General features: G+C 69.8%; 17 protein-coding genes and 1 tRNA gene. 6 read left to right on the top strand and 12 right to left on the bottom strand.

The annotated features are described in order from the left end of the window. Positions 1–9: 9 nt before the first annotated feature. From ACGLYG10_RS10160 to ACGLYG10_RS10180, 5 genes are all read right to left on the bottom strand, one after another. Complete coding sequence (locus tag ACGLYG10_RS10160; protein WP_073331297.1) at positions 10–702, bottom strand: cytochrome c biogenesis CcdA family protein; 693 nt, start codon at positions 700–702, stop codon at positions 10–12. Positions 703–706: 4 nt separating this feature from the next. Next, positions 707–1,684, bottom strand: a complete 978-nt coding sequence (locus tag ACGLYG10_RS10165) for a tetratricopeptide repeat protein (RefSeq protein ID WP_073331300.1) — start codon at positions 1,682–1,684, stop codon at positions 707–709. A gap of 17 nt (positions 1,685–1,701) precedes the next feature. Further along, a complete protein-coding gene (locus tag ACGLYG10_RS10170) occupies positions 1,702–3,255 on the bottom strand; it encodes an ammonia-forming cytochrome c nitrite reductase subunit c552 (RefSeq protein ID WP_199912527.1) in 1,554 nt (517 codons plus the stop codon). A gap of 6 nt (positions 3,256–3,261) precedes the next feature. Next, positions 3,262–3,759 carry a cytochrome c nitrite reductase small subunit gene (nrfH, locus tag ACGLYG10_RS10175; protein ID WP_244542650.1) on the bottom strand — a complete coding sequence of 166 codons (498 nt, stop codon included), beginning with the start codon at positions 3,757–3,759 and terminating at the stop codon, positions 3,262–3,264. A 136-nt stretch (positions 3,760–3,895) separates the two neighbouring features. After that, the gene (locus ACGLYG10_RS10180) at positions 3,896–4,732 is read right to left on the bottom strand and encodes an SDR family NAD(P)-dependent oxidoreductase (protein ID WP_073331304.1); all 837 of its coding nucleotides are present in this window, start codon (positions 4,730–4,732) and stop codon (positions 3,896–3,898) included. A 61-nt stretch (positions 4,733–4,793) separates the two neighbouring features. Between ACGLYG10_RS10180 and ACGLYG10_RS10185 the strand changes: the two genes are divergently transcribed. Beyond that, a complete protein-coding gene (locus tag ACGLYG10_RS10185; protein WP_073331307.1) occupies positions 4,794–5,600 on the top strand; it encodes an exodeoxyribonuclease III in 807 nt (268 codons plus the stop codon). 760 nt (positions 5,601–6,360) lie between these two features. Here ACGLYG10_RS10185 and ACGLYG10_RS10190 read toward each other — a convergent pair. Together ACGLYG10_RS10190 and ACGLYG10_RS10195 are read right to left on the bottom strand one after the other, a co-directional pair. Then, positions 6,361–7,332 carry a serine hydrolase domain-containing protein gene (locus ACGLYG10_RS10190; RefSeq protein ID WP_083565832.1) on the bottom strand — a complete coding sequence of 324 codons (972 nt, stop codon included), beginning with the start codon at positions 7,330–7,332 and terminating at the stop codon, positions 6,361–6,363. Positions 7,333–7,343: 11 nt separating this feature from the next. Next, on the bottom strand, positions 7,344–8,096 hold the full coding sequence (locus tag ACGLYG10_RS10195) for a nitroreductase family protein (protein WP_073331442.1): 753 nt from the start codon (positions 8,094–8,096) through the stop codon (positions 7,344–7,346). 181 nt (positions 8,097–8,277) lie between these two features. On the opposite strand from ACGLYG10_RS10195, the gene ACGLYG10_RS10200 reads away from it, so the two are divergent. Continuing rightward, entirely contained in the window at positions 8,278–9,018 is a 741-nt protein-coding gene (locus ACGLYG10_RS10200; protein ID WP_073331310.1) for a 3'-5' exonuclease, read from the top strand. A gap of 279 nt (positions 9,019–9,297) precedes the next feature. After that, a complete protein-coding gene (locus tag ACGLYG10_RS10205) occupies positions 9,298–11,748 on the top strand; it encodes a glycoside hydrolase family 2 TIM barrel-domain containing protein (RefSeq protein ID WP_073331313.1) in 2,451 nt (816 codons plus the stop codon). An 87-nt stretch (positions 11,749–11,835) separates the two neighbouring features. On the opposite strand, the gene ACGLYG10_RS10210 is transcribed toward ACGLYG10_RS10205, so the two are convergent. From ACGLYG10_RS10210 to ACGLYG10_RS10220, 3 genes are read right to left on the bottom strand one after another with little or no spacing between them, the layout of a single operon-like run. Further along, a complete protein-coding gene (locus ACGLYG10_RS10210) occupies positions 11,836–12,999 on the bottom strand; it encodes a hypothetical protein (RefSeq protein ID WP_244542651.1) in 1,164 nt (387 codons plus the stop codon). Continuing rightward, positions 12,996–13,631 carry a dCTP deaminase gene (dcd, locus tag ACGLYG10_RS10215; RefSeq protein ID WP_073331319.1) on the bottom strand — a complete coding sequence of 212 codons (636 nt, stop codon included), beginning with the start codon at positions 13,629–13,631 and terminating at the stop codon, positions 12,996–12,998. The genes ACGLYG10_RS10210 and dcd overlap by 4 nt, the downstream gene beginning before the upstream one ends. A 60-nt stretch (positions 13,632–13,691) precedes the next feature. Then, a complete protein-coding gene (locus tag ACGLYG10_RS10220; RefSeq protein ID WP_073331322.1) occupies positions 13,692–14,315 on the bottom strand; it encodes a TM2 domain-containing protein in 624 nt (207 codons plus the stop codon). Positions 14,316–14,484: 169 nt separating this feature from the next. Here ACGLYG10_RS10220 and ACGLYG10_RS10225 point away from each other — a divergent pair. Next, positions 14,485–14,558: transfer RNA gene (locus ACGLYG10_RS10225), tRNA-Gly, on the top strand. A gap of 35 nt (positions 14,559–14,593) precedes the next feature. Here ACGLYG10_RS10225 and ACGLYG10_RS10230 read toward each other — a convergent pair. Then, positions 14,594–15,391: a M50 family metallopeptidase gene (locus ACGLYG10_RS10230; protein WP_244542652.1), complete on the bottom strand. Its 798-nt coding sequence runs from the start codon at positions 15,389–15,391 to the stop codon at positions 14,594–14,596. 273 nt (positions 15,392–15,664) lie between these two features. On the opposite strand from ACGLYG10_RS10230, the gene ACGLYG10_RS10235 reads away from it, so the two are divergent. After that, on the top strand, positions 15,665–16,312 hold the full coding sequence (locus tag ACGLYG10_RS10235) for a (deoxy)nucleoside triphosphate pyrophosphohydrolase (RefSeq protein WP_083565834.1): 648 nt from the start codon (positions 15,665–15,667) through the stop codon (positions 16,310–16,312). A gap of 406 nt (positions 16,313–16,718) precedes the next feature. Here ACGLYG10_RS10235 and ACGLYG10_RS10240 read toward each other — a convergent pair whose 3' ends face one another. Then, complete coding sequence (locus ACGLYG10_RS10240; protein ID WP_139240949.1) at positions 16,719–17,315, bottom strand: hypothetical protein; 597 nt, start codon at positions 17,313–17,315, stop codon at positions 16,719–16,721. A 295-nt stretch (positions 17,316–17,610) separates the two neighbouring features. Here ACGLYG10_RS10240 and ACGLYG10_RS15615 point away from each other — a divergent pair. Next, positions 17,611–17,828, top strand: a 218-nt coding sequence (locus ACGLYG10_RS15615) for a helix-turn-helix domain-containing protein (RefSeq protein WP_139240950.1), incomplete at its 3' end; no start/stop codon positions are given.

Genomic DNA, 17,828 nt, shown 5'->3' on the forward strand with positions numbered 1-17,828 from the left:
GGTACCTCCTCACAGCCCCGGGGTGGGGATCAGGGCGGACAGTCTTCCCAGCAGTCCGGCGATCATAAGCAGCCCAATGACCACAAGGATGCCCCCGCTTACGAGCGAGACTCCCACGTGGTGGCGGCGGAACCAGTCGAACCTCCGTGTGGCCTGGGCCGAACCCATGGCGACGGCGACGATCGGAATCCCCAGGCCCAGGCAGTAGGCGGCCATGAGGGCGACGCCGGACCACGCCGTCGGGCTCGCCGTCGCCAGGGCGAGGATCCCGCCGAGGATCGGGCCGATGCACGGGGTCCAGCCCGCCCCGAAGGCGACTCCCATCAGGGCGGCGCGCAGCGGCGACCCGGCGGCGTCGGCGGGGCCCGACGCCCGCACCAGCGTGTCGAAGGGCCGCAGTGTCAGGATGCCCGCCACATGCAGCCCCATGAGCACCAGCACCGCGCCGCCGGCCATGCGCGCGTAGACCACGTGGGGGCCCAGCGAGCGCCCGAGGAGCCCCAGCGAGGCCCACAGGGCGATGAACACCACGGAGAAGCCGATTACGAAGCTCACCGAGTTGGCCAGGGCGGTGCGGCGGCGTACCGGGCCCGCGTCCGCGCCCACCAGCTGCCCCACGAAGGCGGGCACGATCGGCAGGAAGCAGGGCGAAGCGAAGGAGACGAGGCCGGCCAGCAGGGCGACCGGAAGGGTCAGCTCCATCCGCTCACCCCGCACTCGGCGTCGCGGTGGCCGATCCCATGGTGGTCACGTGGCCGCGGACGTTGGCGGCCATCTCCGAGTCGGGGGCGAGCTGGAGCACCTTCTCCCAGCACTGGTTGGCCCGCTCGGCGTCGGGCGGGGTGCGGGCCATGTACAGGAAGCCGAGGTTGTACCAGGGCTCGGCCACCTCCGGATCGATCTCGGAGGCGCGCAGCCAGTGCGTCTCGGCCTCCTCGTACCGGTTGGACTGGTACTCGGCCACGCCGATGGTCAGCAGGGCGTCGAGGTTGTCCGGGTCGAGGTCGAGGATCTGCTGCAGCCAGGTGATGGAGTCCTGGTACAGGGCCGCCTTCAGGTACATGACGCCCAGCTCCTGGCGGGACTCGATGTCCTCGGGGTCAGCCTCGGCCTGTGCCCGGAGCTCCGCCTCCCGTTCGGCGTCCACCGGCTCGGCCTCATCCATGGCGGCGACGGCGCTCGCCGCGGCCGTGGCGGCGACCGACGGGTGGCCTTCGGGCAGGGCCGTGCTCGCGGTGTCGCCCCGGCCCGCCTGTTGCACGATGATAACCACGGCGGCGGCCAGCAGCGCCACCAGCGCCAGGTTCAGGCGGGAGACGCCGGTGCGGCGCTCAATCGCCGAGGGGGTGCGCTCGCGCCCCGCCGAGGCACTCCGCCGCGGCCGCGGGGCGGCATCGTCGTCGTCGGCCAGCAGGTCCTCGACGTCGGCCGCCGCCTCGACGTCGGAGTCGGAGTCTCCCTGCGCGTCCGGCCCGGAGGGGGCGGTGCCGCCGTCGGGCGCGTCCGCCTCCCCGGCCGCCTCGCCCGTTGCCTCAGCGGTGGGTTGAAGCGCGTCCAGCTGGGCGGCCGCCCAGCCCTTCAGCTCCTCCGGGGCGGTGGCCAGGAAGGCCGCCAGTGCCTCCCGATCCGGCTGGTCGGCGGTGCCTGCTGCTTGCTGCTCCGCGCTGTCCTGCGCCTGGGTCATACCGTTCCCGCGCCCCGTCAGTTGCCGCTGTCCGGCATGTGCTGCTCGGGGATGGCCGGGCCGATCCCGTTCTCGACCTCGACGCCGCGCAGCGCCAACTGCCCGGAGCGGGCCCAGTCGGTCGACTGGTTGAGGATGGAGATCGAGTACGCCGGGGCGTGGAAGCCGCGGCCGTTCTCGGAGAAGGAGTAGTCGATCACGAACTGCGCCTTGCGCTGGTAGTCGCGGGCGGTGGCCAGTTCCTCCGCCGACGCGCTGCCGTCCGCATCGGCCGCGGCGATGTCGGTGATCAGCGCATCCAGGGCGGTGAAGGAGACGTTCAGCGACTCCTGCCAGCGGGTCTGGATGCCGTCCACCCGCTCGCGCATCTCATCCGCGGTGGAGTGGTGGCAGGTCAGGCAGGAGGCGTTGATGGTCTCGTCGCTGGCCATCGGGCTCATGATCTGGTGGTTGGAGACCTTGTTCGCGCCTACGCGGCTGTAGGCCATGTGGCAGTCGGCGCAGGTCACTCCGTTGGCGGCGTGGATGCCCTGCGACCAGGTCTCGAAGTCGGGGTGCTGTGCCTTGAGCAGGTCGGCGCCGGACTCCTCGTGGGTGAAGTCGGTCCACCCGACCTCGTCGTAGTAGTCCATGGCGTCGTAGACGGTCAGACCGTTGTCCCACGGGAAGGTCAGCGTCTTGGAGTCTCCGGCGAAGTAGTACTCGACGTGGCACTGGGCGCACACGTAGGTGCGCATCTCCTGGTTGGTGGCGTCCCGGTTGACGTCGTAGTCCTCCACGCCCTCCGCGGCCTTGGCCTTGCGGATGCCGTCGATGAAGGCGGGCCGCGTGATGGTCAGCTCCATCGTCTGCGGGTCGTGGCAGTCGATGCAGGCGATCGAGGAGGAGGCGTGCTCATAGGCCTCGTCGTAACTCATGGCGTTCATGGCGTGGAAGCCGGCCTCACGGTCGCCGTCGCCCAGCTCGTCATAGACCTCGGGCATGGAGGCGTGGCAGTTCAGGCAGGTGCCGGGCTGGTTGAAGCGCTCGCCGGTGCGCTCGGTGTAGCGCTGGTCCGCCAGCGCCCACTCGTGTCCGCGCGGCTCGGTGTAGTCCACCGCGAAGGCGTATCCGCGCCACATCCGCTGCGCGCGAGTCTCGGACTCGATCCGGGACAGCGTGTGGTACTCGCGCGGATCATCGGCGGTGGGGGTAGCGGGGATGAAGTCGCCGTCGGTGTCCTCGATGGTCTTGAGGTACTGCTCGTACTGGATGGGGAAGTTCTGCCCCCATACGGCCGGGTCGTAGGAGGTGTCGGTCAGCTCCACCACCTCGGTGAAGGAGGCCGCCGACTCCTGCTTGTGCTCGAAGATCGTGGTCAGCAGCCAGGTCACGGCGGCCGCGGCCACGGCCACGGTCACCAGCACCAGGGCCGGCACCAGTTTGCGGGAGCGGCCGGGCCGGGACTTCTTCTTGGCGTCATCCGCCACGCCGACGTCGTCCCCGGCGTCGGAGTCGATGGCATCGTCGTCGAGTTCCGGAGCATCCACCTGGGGGTCCTCCATAGCAGCATCTTCCCTCTCGGTACTCATGTCGCGTCACCTCATGTGCCCGACGCCGTCGTGGCAGCGGATGCACGACACCGTCTCGTCCTTGTGGGTGGAACTGTTGGTGGCCTGGTCGACGAAGTCGCCATGGCAGTAGAGGCAGGCAGCCTCGGTGATCTCGCGGTTGTGCTCGCGGATCTGGATGTTCTCCGGGTAGTTCTGGAAGGTGAACTTCAGGGAGTGCCAGAAGCCGTTGTCCGCCTTGTTGATGTACTTGTAGACGATGTTGTCGTGCGGGGCGTGGCAGGAGTTGCAGGTCGCCACGTCATGGTGGCTGCCCCGCTGCCAGGCCTCGTACTGCTCATCCATCGCGTGACAGTTGGCGCAGGTGGCCGGATCGTCACCGAGGTAGCCGGTGACGCCCGAGTAGTACACGGTGAAGCCGCCGACCCCCAGGACCACGCCGAGCAGCACCGCCAGCGCGATTCGCGTCCAGCCGCTGAACAAGCGCGTGTAGCCGCGCCATAGCGCCCTGACGAGACGTACCACGCGGCACCCCCTCATACTCCGGGAATGTCACGCCCCGTCCGTTGGGAACACGGACCTACACAGGGCTTCCTGACCTTATGCAGGATATCACAGGGCGTCAGGAAAAGTCAGGACCTATGCCCTGCAGGTACCGAAGTCAGTACCGAGTGCGCACGCTGGCATGCCCGGCGACGCGCCGCACCACCCCGCGGGGCGCCACGCGCAGCAGGGCGTTGACACCGAGATAGCGCAGCGATGGGGTGCAGATCACCTGGCCGCGGCGCACCGCCGCGAGCGCGGCCCGCGCGACGTCGTCGGCCCGCAGCCAGGCGATCTGCGGCCAGGCGGCCTCCATGCCGGCGCGGTCGTGGAACTCCGAGCGGGTCAGCCCGGGGTTGACGACGGTGGCCGTCACCCCGGTGCCGCGCAGCTCGCTGGCCAGCCCCTCGGTGAAGGTGCGCACCCAGGCCTTATGCGCGGCGTAGGTGCCCATCGCGGTCAGCGCGGTCACGGAGGAGACGTTCAGGACGGCGCCATGCCCGCGGGCGATCATCCCCGGCAGGACCGCATGGGTCAGCTCCATGACGGCGCCGACCATGACGTTCAGCGCGCGCCGCTCCTGGGCGATGTCGCCACTGGTGAAGGGCTGACCGACGGCGAAGCCGGCATCGTTGACGAGCAGGTCGATGGGGCGGGCGGCCACCTGCGCGGCGGTGTGGGGGGCATCAGAGCGCGCCGGGCCCGCCGAGGGGCCGGCTGCGGGCGCCTCGACACGCAGGCGCTCGGCGACGCGGGCGACGTCGGCGGGAACGGACAGGTCCGCGGCGATCACCTGCACGCCCACGCCCGCCACCTGGCTGATGTGCTTGGCGACCTGGTCCAGCCGCGTCCGCGTGCGGGCGACTAGGACGAGGTCGTGGCGAGCCTCGGCGAGCTGCCAGGCCAGCTCCAGGCCGATGCCGCTGGTGGCGCCGGTGATGAGTGCGGTTCCCATACGGCGAGCCTAATCGCCCGGCCCCGTCGTCGTCGGCAAGTGGTCGCGGTAGCCTGCACGCATGCGCCTGGCCACCTGGAATGTGAACTCCGCCCGCACCCGCATCGACCGGATCGTCGACTTCCTGCAGCGCCGGGACGTGGACGTGCTGGCCATGCAGGAGACCAAGTGCCGCCCCGACCAGTTCCCGCGCGCACCCTTCGAGGCGGCCGGCTACGAACTGGCCGTGCACGGGTTGAACCAGTGGAATGGCGTCGCCATCGCCTCCCGGGTGGGGCTGACGGACGTCGTCGCCGCCTTTCCAGGGCAGCCGGGCTGGGCCGCGAAGGCAGGGGCCGAGCCGGTGGTGGAGGCGCGGGCGCTGGGCGCCACCGTCGGGGGCGGGAACGGCGACGCGGTGCGGTTGTGGAGCCTGTACGTGCCCAACGGGCGGGAGCTGACCCACCCGCACTACCAGTACAAGCTGGCCTGGCTGGCGGCGCTGCGTGACGCCGTGGCCGGCTGGCTGGCGGCGGATCCGAGCCAGTCGCTGGCGCTGGTGGGTGACTGGAATGTGGCGCCGCGCGACGAGGACGTGTGGGACATGAGCGTCTTCGAGGGCGCCACGCACGTGTCCGAACCGGAGCGGGCGGCCCTGGCGGCACTGGAGGCGGCCGGCCTGCGGGAGGTCACCCGCGAGCGCGTCACCAACTACACCTACTGGGACTACCAGCAGCTGCGGTTCCCCCGCAACGAGGGCATGCGCATCGACTTCGTGTACGGCTCGGCGGCCTTCGCGACGCGCGTGCGGGACGCCGCCATCGACCGGGACGAGCGCAAGGGCAAGGGCCCCAGCGATCACGTGCCCGTCGTCGTCGACCTCGACTGAGCGGGCGGCAGGCGCTCCGGCGGCGCCGTGCAGGCACGCAGCCGTAATCTCGGCGGCGCGCAGTCCGCACAGGACCGCAGGCCGGCCCGGGACGCACCCGCTCCGACCTTCATTACGCGTGTCAAGATGCGTCAATACGAGTGCCGCACGCTTAGCCGTCGACGCCCAGTACACGAACCGCGAGATTCCGCGGTTTCACCGAGCGCGCCGCGGACGCGGGAAAGCTCCCATGTGCGCCGGCGCCTTCGCCGCACATGGGAGTGTCGGCGCCGAATACCGGGCAATTTCAACAATGGCTTGTTTTCAAGGAAAAGTCCCGATTGGAATGATTGAGGCGAGCGGCTAAGCGTGCGCGGCGCCGATGCCCTAGGTCGTGTTGTGTAAGTCGTTTGTGCTGGTGGGGCGGTGCTGGCGATGTGGGTGGTGGTCTGGTAGCGGGCGGCGAGTTCGTCGTATCTGGTGGCTACCGGGCTCCAGTTTGAGTGGGCTTGGTGTGCGCCCGTCGAAGGGGCGAGTGGGTCTTGCACCGCCCCGGTTGGATCGCCCACGCCCCGGTTGGATCGCCCACGCCCCGGTTGGACCGCCCACGCCCCGTTGGACCGCCCACGCCCCGTTGGACCGCTGTAACCGGCGGCTACGGCGGTCCAACGGGGGAACAGGGGTCCAACGGGGGAACAGCGGTCCAACCGACAGGCTCAACAGCCACACACCGCCACCCAACCGCGCACCTCCACCCAAGCACTTACACAACCGGACCTAGTCACAGGGCGAGGATCTGGGCGCCGAGGGCGGGCCAGTTCTCCCGGTGCACGGTGCCGAAGGGGCGCGCACCCAGGAACACCGCCTGGCGGCGGGCGACCGGGTCTATCCAGATGAAGGACCCGGACTGGCCGAAGTGGCCGAAGGTCTCGGGGCTGCTTGTGGGGGCGGTCCAGTGCGGCTGTTTGGCGCCGCGGACCTCCAGGCCCAGGCCGAAGTCGTTTACGGCCTGGCGCCCATATCCGGGCAGGACGCCCGGCAGCCCGGGGTGGACGGGGCGGCGTGCGGCTTCGGCCAGTGCGGGGGAGACGAGTGTGGGGGCCGCGAGCTCGCGGGCGAAGGCGGCCAGGTCGGCGGCACTACCCGTCCCCGAGTGAGCGGGCGAGCCGGGGATGCGGACGCTCGCCATGCCGAGGGGCTCGAGGACGGCCTCCTCCACCCACGCCTCGAGCGGGGTGGCGGTGGCCTCCTCCAGGTGCCGACCGAGGATTTCGAAGCCGCGGTTGGAGTAGATGCGCCGTTGTCGCGGCGGCGCCAGCACGGCATCGGAGTCGAAGGCGACGCCGGAGGCGTGGGCGAGCAGATCGCGGACGGTGGCGCCGGGGAGTTCGGGCGCGGCGGGGGCGTCGAGGTCCAGCAGGTGGCGGTCGACGGCGATCAGGGCGCTCCAGGCGACGATCGGCTTGGTCAGGGAGGCGAGTGGGAAGACCGCGTTGCCGTCGCCAACCCGGGCGAGGGTGCGGAAGCGGGGTCGCCCGCCGGGGGCGAAGGGAGCGTCGGCGCCCGCGTCCGCGAGGAGCTCGCCGGCGATGAGCGCGATAGGAAAGTCGAATCGCTGTACGGCGGGGAGGGCCTCCGGCCCGACCGGGGCGGGCACGGCGCCAAACCCAGCGGGGAGGGCCTCCGGCCCGACCGGGGCGGGCACGGCGCTGCCGGCTCGGCCCGGCCGGTCGGCTCCCAAGGAGGTCGGCATCGCGCCTCGCCTCAGTGCAGGCAGAGGCGCTGCTCGTGCAGGACGTCCAGGACGGGCGCCTGTGAGGCGGGGCCGCCGCCCAGCGCCCGGGCGATCTGCGTGGTGAAGGAGTCCACCCGGTTGTTGGTGTCGCGCAGGTCGTAGTACTGCTGGACCTCGGCGTCGTAGGCGGCCAGGGCGTCGGCGTGGGCGTCGAGGTCGGGGTAGGCGTCAACGGCGGTGACGATCTCGCGGGGCAGGCGCGGCTTGTACTGGGGCTCCTGGGCGGCGTGACCCACGAGCAGGCCGAGCAGCGGGTAGGTGCGTTCGGGCAGGCCCAGGGCGGAGATGACGCGACGGACGTCGCCAATGATGGAGCCGAGATAGACGGTTCCCAGGCCCAGGGACTCGGCGGCCACGACCATGTTCTGGGCGGCGATGACGGCGTCCTCCACGCCCTGGAGGAACAGGGCGGTGCGCTCGAGCGGCTCCAGGGAGGCGCCGGCGCGCTCGCGGATGACGGCGTTGCGGTGCAGGTCGACGACGAACACGAACAGTTCCCCGCGGTCGCCGCCCACGTAGGGCTGGCCGGAGGCGAGGTGGAGTTGCTCGCGCACGGCGGGGTCCTTGACCCGGATGACGGTGACCTGCTGCTGGAAGGAGGAGCTGGCGGCGTGGCGGGCGACGTCGAGCAGGGTGGTAACGACGTCCTCGGCGACCGGCTCGGAGGTGTAGGCGCGGATGGTGCGGTGGGCAAGTTGGGCGGCGATGGTTGTGTTGGTGATGGGCGTAGTCGCCGGGGTGGTCAGGGCGTCGGTTGGTGCGGCGGCAGCGGCGCCGGTGGACTCGTTGGCAGGCGTGGTCGTCATGACTCGACTTTAGCCCGGTCGGCCGGGTCCCAGCCGGGAGTGTTGGGAGAGAACCAAGGGTGGGGCCGGCCTGCGGCGAACGCCTACCATGGGGCCGATGCCCTTCTATCACCGCACGCGTCGTCCACTGCGCCAGACTCTCCAGCCCCGCTCCGCCGCGGGCGCACCGGAGACCGTGGACGTTTCGCGGGTGGGCTACGCCGTCGTCGACCTGGAGACCACGGGCCTGTCCCCGGCGGCGGATTCGATCATTGAGATCGGGCTGGTACTGGCGGGCCCCGACGGCGCCGTGGAGCGCACTTGGTCAACCCTGGTGAACCCGGGCACCGGTGTCGATGTGGGCCCGACGTACATTCACGGGCTTGTGGCCGAGGACCTGGTCGGGGCGCCCGCCCTGGCCGACGTCGCCGACCTGCTGGTGCGCGACCTGGCGGGGCGGGCGGTGGTCGCCCACAACGCGCGCTTCGACGTCGGCTTCCTCACCCAGGCGCTGGGCGGCCTGGACCGGTTGGAGCGCGGAGCGCGGGTGCCGCGCGTGTGCACGATGGAGATGGCACGGCACTTCATGGCCACGCCGTCGCGGCGGCTGGTCACCTGCTGTGAGACCGCGGGCGTGGAGATCGGGCGGCATCACACGGCGCTCGACGACGCCCTGGCCAGTGCGGGCCTGCTGCGCCACTACATGGCGGTGGGGCGGGAGCGCGGCGAGGAGCCGGTGGCGTGGTCGCGCTCGCTGACGGAGGCGGTGGCCTTCAACGGCTGGCGCTGGAGCGAGACGGCCGCCCGCGCCCAGGAGTCGCGTCTGGTGCCGCGCCGCGGCGACGGCGTGCTGCGGTAGGTTGCGCCTCGGGTTCTTCCTACACGGGAGGTTCGAGATCAAGACAAACGCACGTCGGGATGCTGGGCTTGAGTGCACCGACCAGATCGAGTTGCTGGTCGGAGATGAACCAGCGGCCTCTGACAGCTCCTCGTGGGCCAACCCGTGTCCTCGACCTACCACCTGACGCGAAGGCACTTGGCGGTCTCGTACCCCACACCGGCGTTGAATCGGTCATGATAAGCGCCATAGAACCAATGCCGGCGCGACGGAGCGCCGGCCCGAAGGGACCACAACACCATGAAACGCACCGACCTCAACCGCGGCTGGACCTTCCGCGAGAACACCGGCGCCTTCGCCAGTCTCCTCGGCGCCGCCCCCACGAGGGTAGTCGACCTTCCCCACGACGCCGTCCTCGCCGGCGGCCGCGATCCCGGCAGCGAGAACCAGGGCAACAACGCCTACTTCCGCTCCGGCGCCTGGGTCTACGAGAAGACCATCGACGTACCCGCCCAGTGGCGCAACCGCCGCGTCGCCCTGGAGTTCGAAGGCGTTTACCGCGACGCCGTCGTCAAGGTCAACGGGGCCTTCGCCGCCCAGCGGCCGGGCGGCTACACCCTCTTCCACGTCAGCCTCGACCCGTACCTGCGCTACGGCGAGGAGAACGTCATCACCGTCGAGGCCCAGGCCCACAACGACTCGCGCTGGTACTCCGGCGGCGGCATCACCCGCCCCGTCCACCTGCTTGTCGGCCCGCTCGTCCACATCGCCCCCACCGGCATCCAGGTGACCACCCCGGAGATCGACGACGAACTCGCCGTCGTTGAAGTCGCCGTCCCCGTGGTCAACGGCTCCATTACCACCGCCACCACCGACGCCCGCATCGAGGTCCTTGGCCCCGACGGCGCCCTCGCCGCCACCGGGACACTGCGCGTATCGACCCTCGCCGGCGAGACCCAAACCGGCCGCCGGCGCCTCTACATCCAGGCCCCGCAACGCTGGAGCACCGACTCCCCCGCCCTGTACACGGCCCGCGTCACCCTCGGCAGCGGCGATGCCGAAGACACGGCCGAGGCCCGCTTCGGCATTCGCAGCCTGCGTCTGGATCCCATCCACGGGCTGCGTCTCAACGGCCGGACCGTCAATCTGCACGGCGCCTGCGTGCACAACGACAACGGCGTCCTCGCCGGCGCCTGCATCGCCGCCGCCGAGGACCGCCGCGTGCGTCTGCTCAAGGCCGCCGGCTTCAACGCCCTGCGCTCATCACACAACCCCATGAGCGTGGCCATGCTCGAGGCCTGCGACCGCCACGGCATGCTCGTCATGGACGAGACCTGGGACGTGTGGACCGACGCGAAGACCACCGATGACTACTCCCTGGCCTTCCCCGAGTGGTGGGAGCGCGACGTCGAGTCCCTCGTCGCCAAGGACTTGAACCACCCCAGCGTGATCCTCTACTCGATCGGCAACGAGATCCCCGAAATCGGCACCCCCCACGGCGCCCGCCGCGCCCGCACCATCGCGGAGAAACTCCGCTCCCTGGACTCCAGCCGGTACGTCCTGAACTCCCTCAACGCGATGATGGCGATCCTGGACGAACTCGCGCAGATGCGCGAGCAGGCCGGTCAGGGCTCCGATGCGGACTCCCCCGCCGAGGGCGCCGACTCCGGCGACATCAATACCGCCATGGCGGACGCCGACGACATGATGTCGGCGATCATGAGCCTTCCGGAGATCACCGACAAGATCACCGAGGCGGCCGACGCCGTCGACATCCTCGGACACAACTATGCGGACGTGCGCTACCGGATCGAGCATGAGGCCGACCCGAACCGTGTCATCGTCGGCTCGGAGACCTTCTCCACGCGCATCGCCACCTACTGGAGGCTCGTCCAGGAGCTGCCCTATGTCATCGGCGACTTCACCTGGACCGGCTGGGACTACCTGGGCGAGGCCGGCATCGCCCGCCCCATCTACTCCGACGACCAGGCCTCCGGCATGGGCGCCGCCTACCCGTACCTGCTCGCGGGCTCCGGCGACATCGACATCCTCGGCGATCGCAAGACGATCTCCCTGTACCGGGAGGTCGCCGTCGGCCTGTGCAAGAAGCCGGTGCTGGCCGTCCAGCGGCCGGAGCACTTCACCGAGCCGATCGCGCCGCACTCGTGGACGTGGACGGACTCGGTCGCGTCGTGGACGTGGGATGTACCGGCCGGCAGCCCCGTCACGGTCGAGGCCTATGCCGACGCCGACGAGGTCGCCTTCCTCGTCAACGGCGCCGAGGTCGCTCGCACGCCCGTCGGCACCGACCTGCCCTTCTACGCGAAGGCGGACACGACCTACCAGCCCGGCGAACTCACCGTCGTCGCCTACCGCGACGGCCAGGAGCTCGGCCGTACGAGCCTGGAGACGGCGGGGCCGGTGGCCGCGCTCAAGGCGGAGGTCGAGGCGGGGCCGGTGCGGGCCGACGACGCATCACTGGCCTTCGTGCCGATCTCACTGCTCGACGCCGCCGGCCGCCTCAACCCGGCCGCGGACCGACCAGTCACGGTGGAAGTCGCGGGACCGGCGGTGCTGCAGGGACTGGGCTCCGCCCGCCCGAGCCACGAGGAATCCTTCCTGTCCGACACGTTCACGACGTATCAGGGCCGTGCGCTCGCGGTGATCCGTCCAACGGGCATAGGCGAGGTCACGGTGAGAGTCTCCGGGGATGATCTGGGCACGGAGGTGTCCTTCACCGTCGAGCCCTGACCCGTGGGCGTGTTCCGGGGGCCGGTGCCGTCCCCAACCGGCCCCCGGCGCGTCGTTCACGCCGGGCAGCGGCTGTTGCGGGGACGGTCAAAGCGCCACCAAGAACCCGTCGTCGTCCACCACCACTCCCCCGGCGCCGCCCAGCAGGGTGGCGGCGATCTTCTCAATCAGTGCCCCGGCGGCATCGCGCGCCCGCCGAACGTCGGTGGGAGGGTACTCGTGGTGAGCGTCGGCCGGGTCGAGGGGTGCCCACACAACCTGGTAGGCGATCACCCCGCCGCGCGCCCAGGACTCGCCGCGCACCGCCAGCGGCACCGCCTCGGCCGCCTGGACGCGGATCTCGATCCCGCCCCAGTCGGGGCGCTCCTCCGCCACGTCGGTAACCACGCCGTACCCGTCGCGCAGCTCCTCCACGGGAATTCCCGCGGCGAGGGCCTGCGCCTCCTGCTCGGCCTGCTCGTGACGGTGCTGTTCGGCGGCGCGCCAGGCGGCGTCGAGCGCGTCCTCCCCCAACGTCTCAACCAACCTGTCCAACTCCTCCGGCGGTATGGACGCCAAACCGGTTGGGCCCGGCGTGGAGTCGGGCTGAAGTAGCACGTGCGCGCCCGGCGCGACCGGGGCGGTCAGGGCGACGACGCCGTCGGGAACAATCCACACGGGCGAGTACACGGTCAGGGTGGTGGAGCGCTCCGGGTCGGGGACCACCAGCACCGGTCGGGTGCGGCCGCCGGGCGCAGCCGGGTCGCCGGCCAGGCGAATCCCACCGGCCAGGCGGCGCGCAATGGCACGCAGGCGGATCAGGGCGAGCAGCTCCGTGCCGGTCGGCTGAGCGAGGGGGAAGGCGTCGGTGAGCGGGTCGACGCCGACCAATTCCTGCGGCAGGGCGCCGGCGCGCTGCGGTGGGCAGTCCAGGACCATGACCTGGGACGCCCAATCGGGCAGTTCCAGCACCCGGCGCAGCTCGCCGTCGACATGCCAGGGCCCCTGCAGCTCGGCGCCGGGAGCCACCTGCAACCGGGAGGCGCCCACCCAGCCGGCATGTTCGTCCAGGGACAGGGCGAGGGCCTCGACCTCGTCGACGGTAACGTCGTCGGCGAGCAGCAGCAGGTGCTGGGAGTCGGCGCGGCCCACCGGGAAGGAGCCGACCGCGGAAAGCGTGGTATCCGGAAGGGTGATGGCCAGGTCGGCGCCGGCGGTGAAGAAGTCCGGCATGGCCGGGCCGGCGGACCGGGGCGCTTGAGGCTGGCTCATGCCCCGGCCCCTTCGGGATGACACGCGGTGGCATCGTCGTCCGGGGAACCGGGGTCGGTGATGCGGACGCGGTGGAAGGACAGGTGGGAGCGCGAGGCCGTAGGGCCGCGCTGGCCCTGGTAGCGCGAGCCGGTGGCGCCCTGGCCGTAGGGGGCGGCGGCGGGCGAGGACAGCCGGAAGAAGCACAGCTGCCCGACCTTCATGCCGGGCCAGAGCTTGATGGGCATGGTGGCCGTGTTCGACAGCTCCAGGGTGACATGCCCGGAGAAGCCGGGATCGATGAATCCGGCGGTGGAGTGGGTCAGTAGGCCGAGGCGCCCCAGGCTGGACTTTCCCTCCAGGCGGGCGGCGACGTCGTCGGGCAGGGAGACGCGCTCGTAGGTGGAGCCGAGCACGAACTCGCCGGGGTGCAGTACCAGCGGCTCATCGGGGCCGACGTCGACCAGGTGGGTGAGCCGGTCCTGCTCAACGGCGGGGTCGATGACCGGGTAGCGGTGGTTGTCGAATAGGCGGAACCAGCGGTCCAGGCGCACGTCAATGGAGGCGGGCTGGATCATCTCCGGGTCGTAGGGCTCGAGGCCGACGTGACCGGATTCGAGTTCCGCGCGGATGTCACGGTCGGAAAGCAGCACGACCCCGATTGTGCCAGGTTGCCGGCGCCCCGGCACCCGGGTCGGGGCGCCGCGGCCGACTCAGTTGCTCAGCGGCACGCCCCTGGCGTCGACGCCCCACGGCTGGGCGCCGGGGGTGGCGGTAAGGATGATGATGCCCTCGACCAGCCCCCAGATCGCCGAAACCACAGCGAGGATACCGAAGGACAGCAGCGTGATGAGCAGTTGGGCGACGGCCTTGCCGGTGTAGCCGAGGTAGAAGTTGTGGACGCCGAGCGACCCCAGGAAAATGCCCAGTAGGCCTGCGGCGACCTTGGACTTCTGGTCGTACATCGCGTAGGGCGGGCCGTATGCCGCCGCGGACCCCTGGTAACCCGGCTGCTGGTAGCCCTGCTGGTAAGCGGGGTCCTGGTAGCCCTGCTGATAGTCGGCCTGACTGTAATTCGGGTCTTGGTAGCCCTGCTGCTGGTAGCCGGCCTGTTGCGCCTGCTCATACCCGGTCGGGTAGGCGTCACCCGGGTAGTCCTGGACGCCCGGGTAGGCGTCGGGTTGGCGGTAGGGATCGGCGGTCTCGGCGGTGGAGGCGTTTGAAGCGCCGTTACCCTGAGAGTACGGGTAGCTCACGGTGGGAGCGTCGTTGAGGTTCGCCCCATAGGAGCCATCGTTGTTCTGCGGTTCGGGCGCACTGAAGGGCGAAGCAGTCATGGCGTCATGCTGACAGATCGGCGCGGCGGCGTGCAGCCCGTCTCGGGGGTTGTTCTACCCATACGCGAGGTATCTCACGGTCCGGCTGCTCCCAGGGTCGGAGCGGTGGCGCGTTGCGCCAGGCCGGTCGCGTGGTAATCTGTGCGGGCACCTCACCCAGGTGAGGCATGCGGGTGTAGTTCAATGGTAGAACTTCAGCTTCCCAAGCTGACAGCGCGGGTTCGATTCCCGTCACCCGCTCCACTTGCGGCCCGCGGACACCTGACGAATCACATCCCTCACCACAGCTCGGCGACGGCGCGCACGACCAGCCAGGTAGCACCGGCGTCGACCAGCGTCCAGGTCAACCACCAGAATCCGGCCGGTAGGGGGGTGAGCGCCCCCAGTGTGCGGTGGTCGGCGCCGCCGTCACGCGAGCGGGCGACGTCGCCGAGTGATTCCCACGCCCCGGCCAGCAGCAGCAGTCCAACGCCTGCCACCACGCCGGCGCGCAGCGGCACGGCTACGGTGGTGTCACCCCACCACCACAGGGCCGCCACCGCCGCGCCGCACAACGTCACCAGTACTGCGGTGCGCACGGATCGGCTCATCGCCAGCAGCACGACCAATACCACCAGCGCCACCGCCAACACCGCGCCCGCCCAGCCCGACAGGACGGCGAGCACGGCGCCCGCCCCGACAATCGCGGGCATCGGGTAGCCTGCCCAGGCCGTGATGCAGCGGCCGGGCCCGCGGCTGCGGCCGGAGGTGACCGCCCGCCCGGACAGGTCTCCCGCGACGACGAAGCCGTGGAAGCGGCGTCCGACCAGCATGCCGACGGCGGCGTGTCCGGCCTCGTGTACGAGCGTGGTCAGTGCTCGCGCCCACCGGCGCGCCACCGGCAGCGCCCACGCCAGGGCGACGACCGCCGCCGCGGGCCACAGCAGCCGCGGGTCGGGCGGCGTAGTGGCGGCAACCCGGGCAAGCACCCCGTCCCAGAAACCGGCGACGCCGGGGGTCGCCGCGGCAGCGTCCGGGGTCGGCCCCGCCGCAGCGAGCATTGTAGTGTCGATTGCGTGCGTGCTGATCATGGTCACCGCCCGCAGTCTGCCAGGTGCTCCTGTGCAGGGATGCCAAGCCCCAAACGCAGCCCGAGCACGTTTCACCGGCCGTGATTCAAGCGGATGCTGTCACAGGATGCACCACTTTAAGACGGCTCCACCACTTGTAACATCGCCGGGTCGCACGATGACGCGGTTATCAAGGCGATCCAATGGCAGGGCGGGTTGAAAGTGGTGCATTCCATGACAGCTGAACCCAACCGGCCATGGCCCCGACCGGCCTCGGTGCGCGTGACCTAGGGTCGGTCCATGCTCGAAACGCGTCGTGTCCGCCCCGGCCGCCTGGTGGTGGCCGCCGCCATAGTGGACCAACTGCCGCCCTGGGGCCGGACGGCGGCCGGGCCATCAACCGCTCCGCCCGCGCCGCACACCACCGCTCCGGCTTTCTCCACCGCGCACGCCGCGCCGCCGAGGCTGCTGTGCACGGCGCGGTCTTACCCGGCCGAGCACGTCGGCCAGTACGAGTTCCCCGGCGGAAAGGTGGAACCCGGCGAGACCCCGACGGCCGCGCTGATGCGCGAGCTCGCCGAGGAGCTCAACCTTGAGGTGCGGCTGGGCGCCGAGGTTCTCCCCTCCCCCGACCTGGCGGTGCCGCCGCCAACCCGGGCCTCCCGACGGGGTGATGCCGCGGCCACCTCCGCAGGCATACAGGTCTCCGACGCGCAGCCGGATGGCACCGTTTTCCCGGGTGACGACAGCCCGGCCTGGCCGGCAATGCACGGCTACCGCATGCGCGTGTGGCTCGCCGAGCCCATCGGGACGCCGGCCCACCTCGGCGAGGCGCACGCCGCGCTGAGTTGGGTACCGCTGGATAAGGTCGCCACCCTGCCCTGGCTGCCCGCCGACCAGCCGATCCTGAAGGCGATCCTCCACCTGCTTATGCGCCCCCGGGTGTAGCGAAGAGTTCGAGGCTAACGGCGACCCGGTGTAGCGCCGGCGCAACCGACCGAACTGCTCAACGACGACGAGCACTACTCGCCTCTGGCCACAACCCAGCGGTGGGAAAAAGACGGGACGACATACGCCCACAAGACCCTCTACGCTGTAAGCACGTAGAAAACTCCGAGGCCCGGACAGCCTAACCGGCTCTCCGGGCCTCGCTAAATCCAAGATCTACACCACCGTCCCCAATCAGCGCCTAGGGAGGCAATGACGCCGCCACACCATCTCGCACCCCTGTTGTGCCGCACGGCGCAATCAATAAACACAGCAGCACCGCTTGAACAGCGGCAACGCCTAGAGTCACCCTGAAGAACGCTGCTGCGAACCGCTTCACCGTATCCCCGCGAAGCGGTTCGCAGCCTCACCCCAGTGCATCAAGGTAGTCCTGCCTCACATCCTCAGGCATCTCATCTTGAAACCACACCACATATCTGCCCAACACATGTGGAACGATAATATTGGGCGGGTTCACAGACGAGAAACCCTCTAAGTAATCGCCGCGTTCCTTGGCATGCTCTTCGGCATCGAACTCCTCGATTCCTACGCGACACCTATCCTCATCATCCAGATCATTGAAGCATTCATATTGGGAGTCATATACAACCACAATCGACCGCACCCCTTCCTGCATCAAAGGTTGGTACATCAAATAATCATGATCACCCTCCGACTGGACTATTGCGGTCTTTGCCGACGGCACTCGCCTCTGAACATTCTTAGCGATTTCCTCCGCGTCGCCAGACAGGTCAGGCCCGGAACAGCCCGCAAGTATCGCCGCCACCAAAAGCAGAACCGCCGCCCATGAAGCCCTCATGGTCTCTCCCACCGCTACAAACGCCGGCCACAGGAACCACATGAAGTTTACCCGATTCTTCGTGTTTGTGGGGGTGGTGGTTCGGGCCCGCGGGTTGTTGTGGGAGGTCGTTTTCGGGCTGACGAGGACGTTCTCGCCGGACACAGGACGTCCTCGGGCAGACGAGGACGTTTTGGCCGCTCAGAGGTCGTTTTCGGGCGTATGAGGTCGTTTTCGGGCGGATCAGGACGTAGTCGCGGGGCGGCGACGGGGTGTACGGTTCGTGTGTTCCAGTGACGGTTCGTCACCTAGCAGCAACGGTTCGGCATGAACTACGACGGTTCGTACACCTACCCCACTGTGTTGTCTCATGACTTCTGGGACTGTTGGATCTCATGACATCTGGGAGTGTCAGAAGTAGTGAGATTCTGGGGCGGTGTGGGTGGGGTTGGGTTGGGGGATGGGTTATGCAGTTTCGCCGTTCAAGCGTCAGCGCATCATTGAGTTCGACTCGCGGGTTGCGGGTGTGAGCGTGGAGGAGTTCTGCCGGCAGGTGGGGGTTTCGAAGTCCTCGTTCTACCGGATCCGTAAGCGGGCCGAGCAGGAGGGACCGGGGGCGGCGCTAGTCGCCCATTCCAGGGCGCCGCTGCACCCGGCGCGCCGTTGGGATGAGCAGGT

It is taken from the genome of Actinomyces glycerinitolerans (assembly GCF_900098745.1).
GTDB classification, from domain to species: Bacteria; Actinomycetota; Actinomycetes; order Actinomycetales; family Actinomycetaceae; genus Actinomyces; species Actinomyces glycerinitolerans.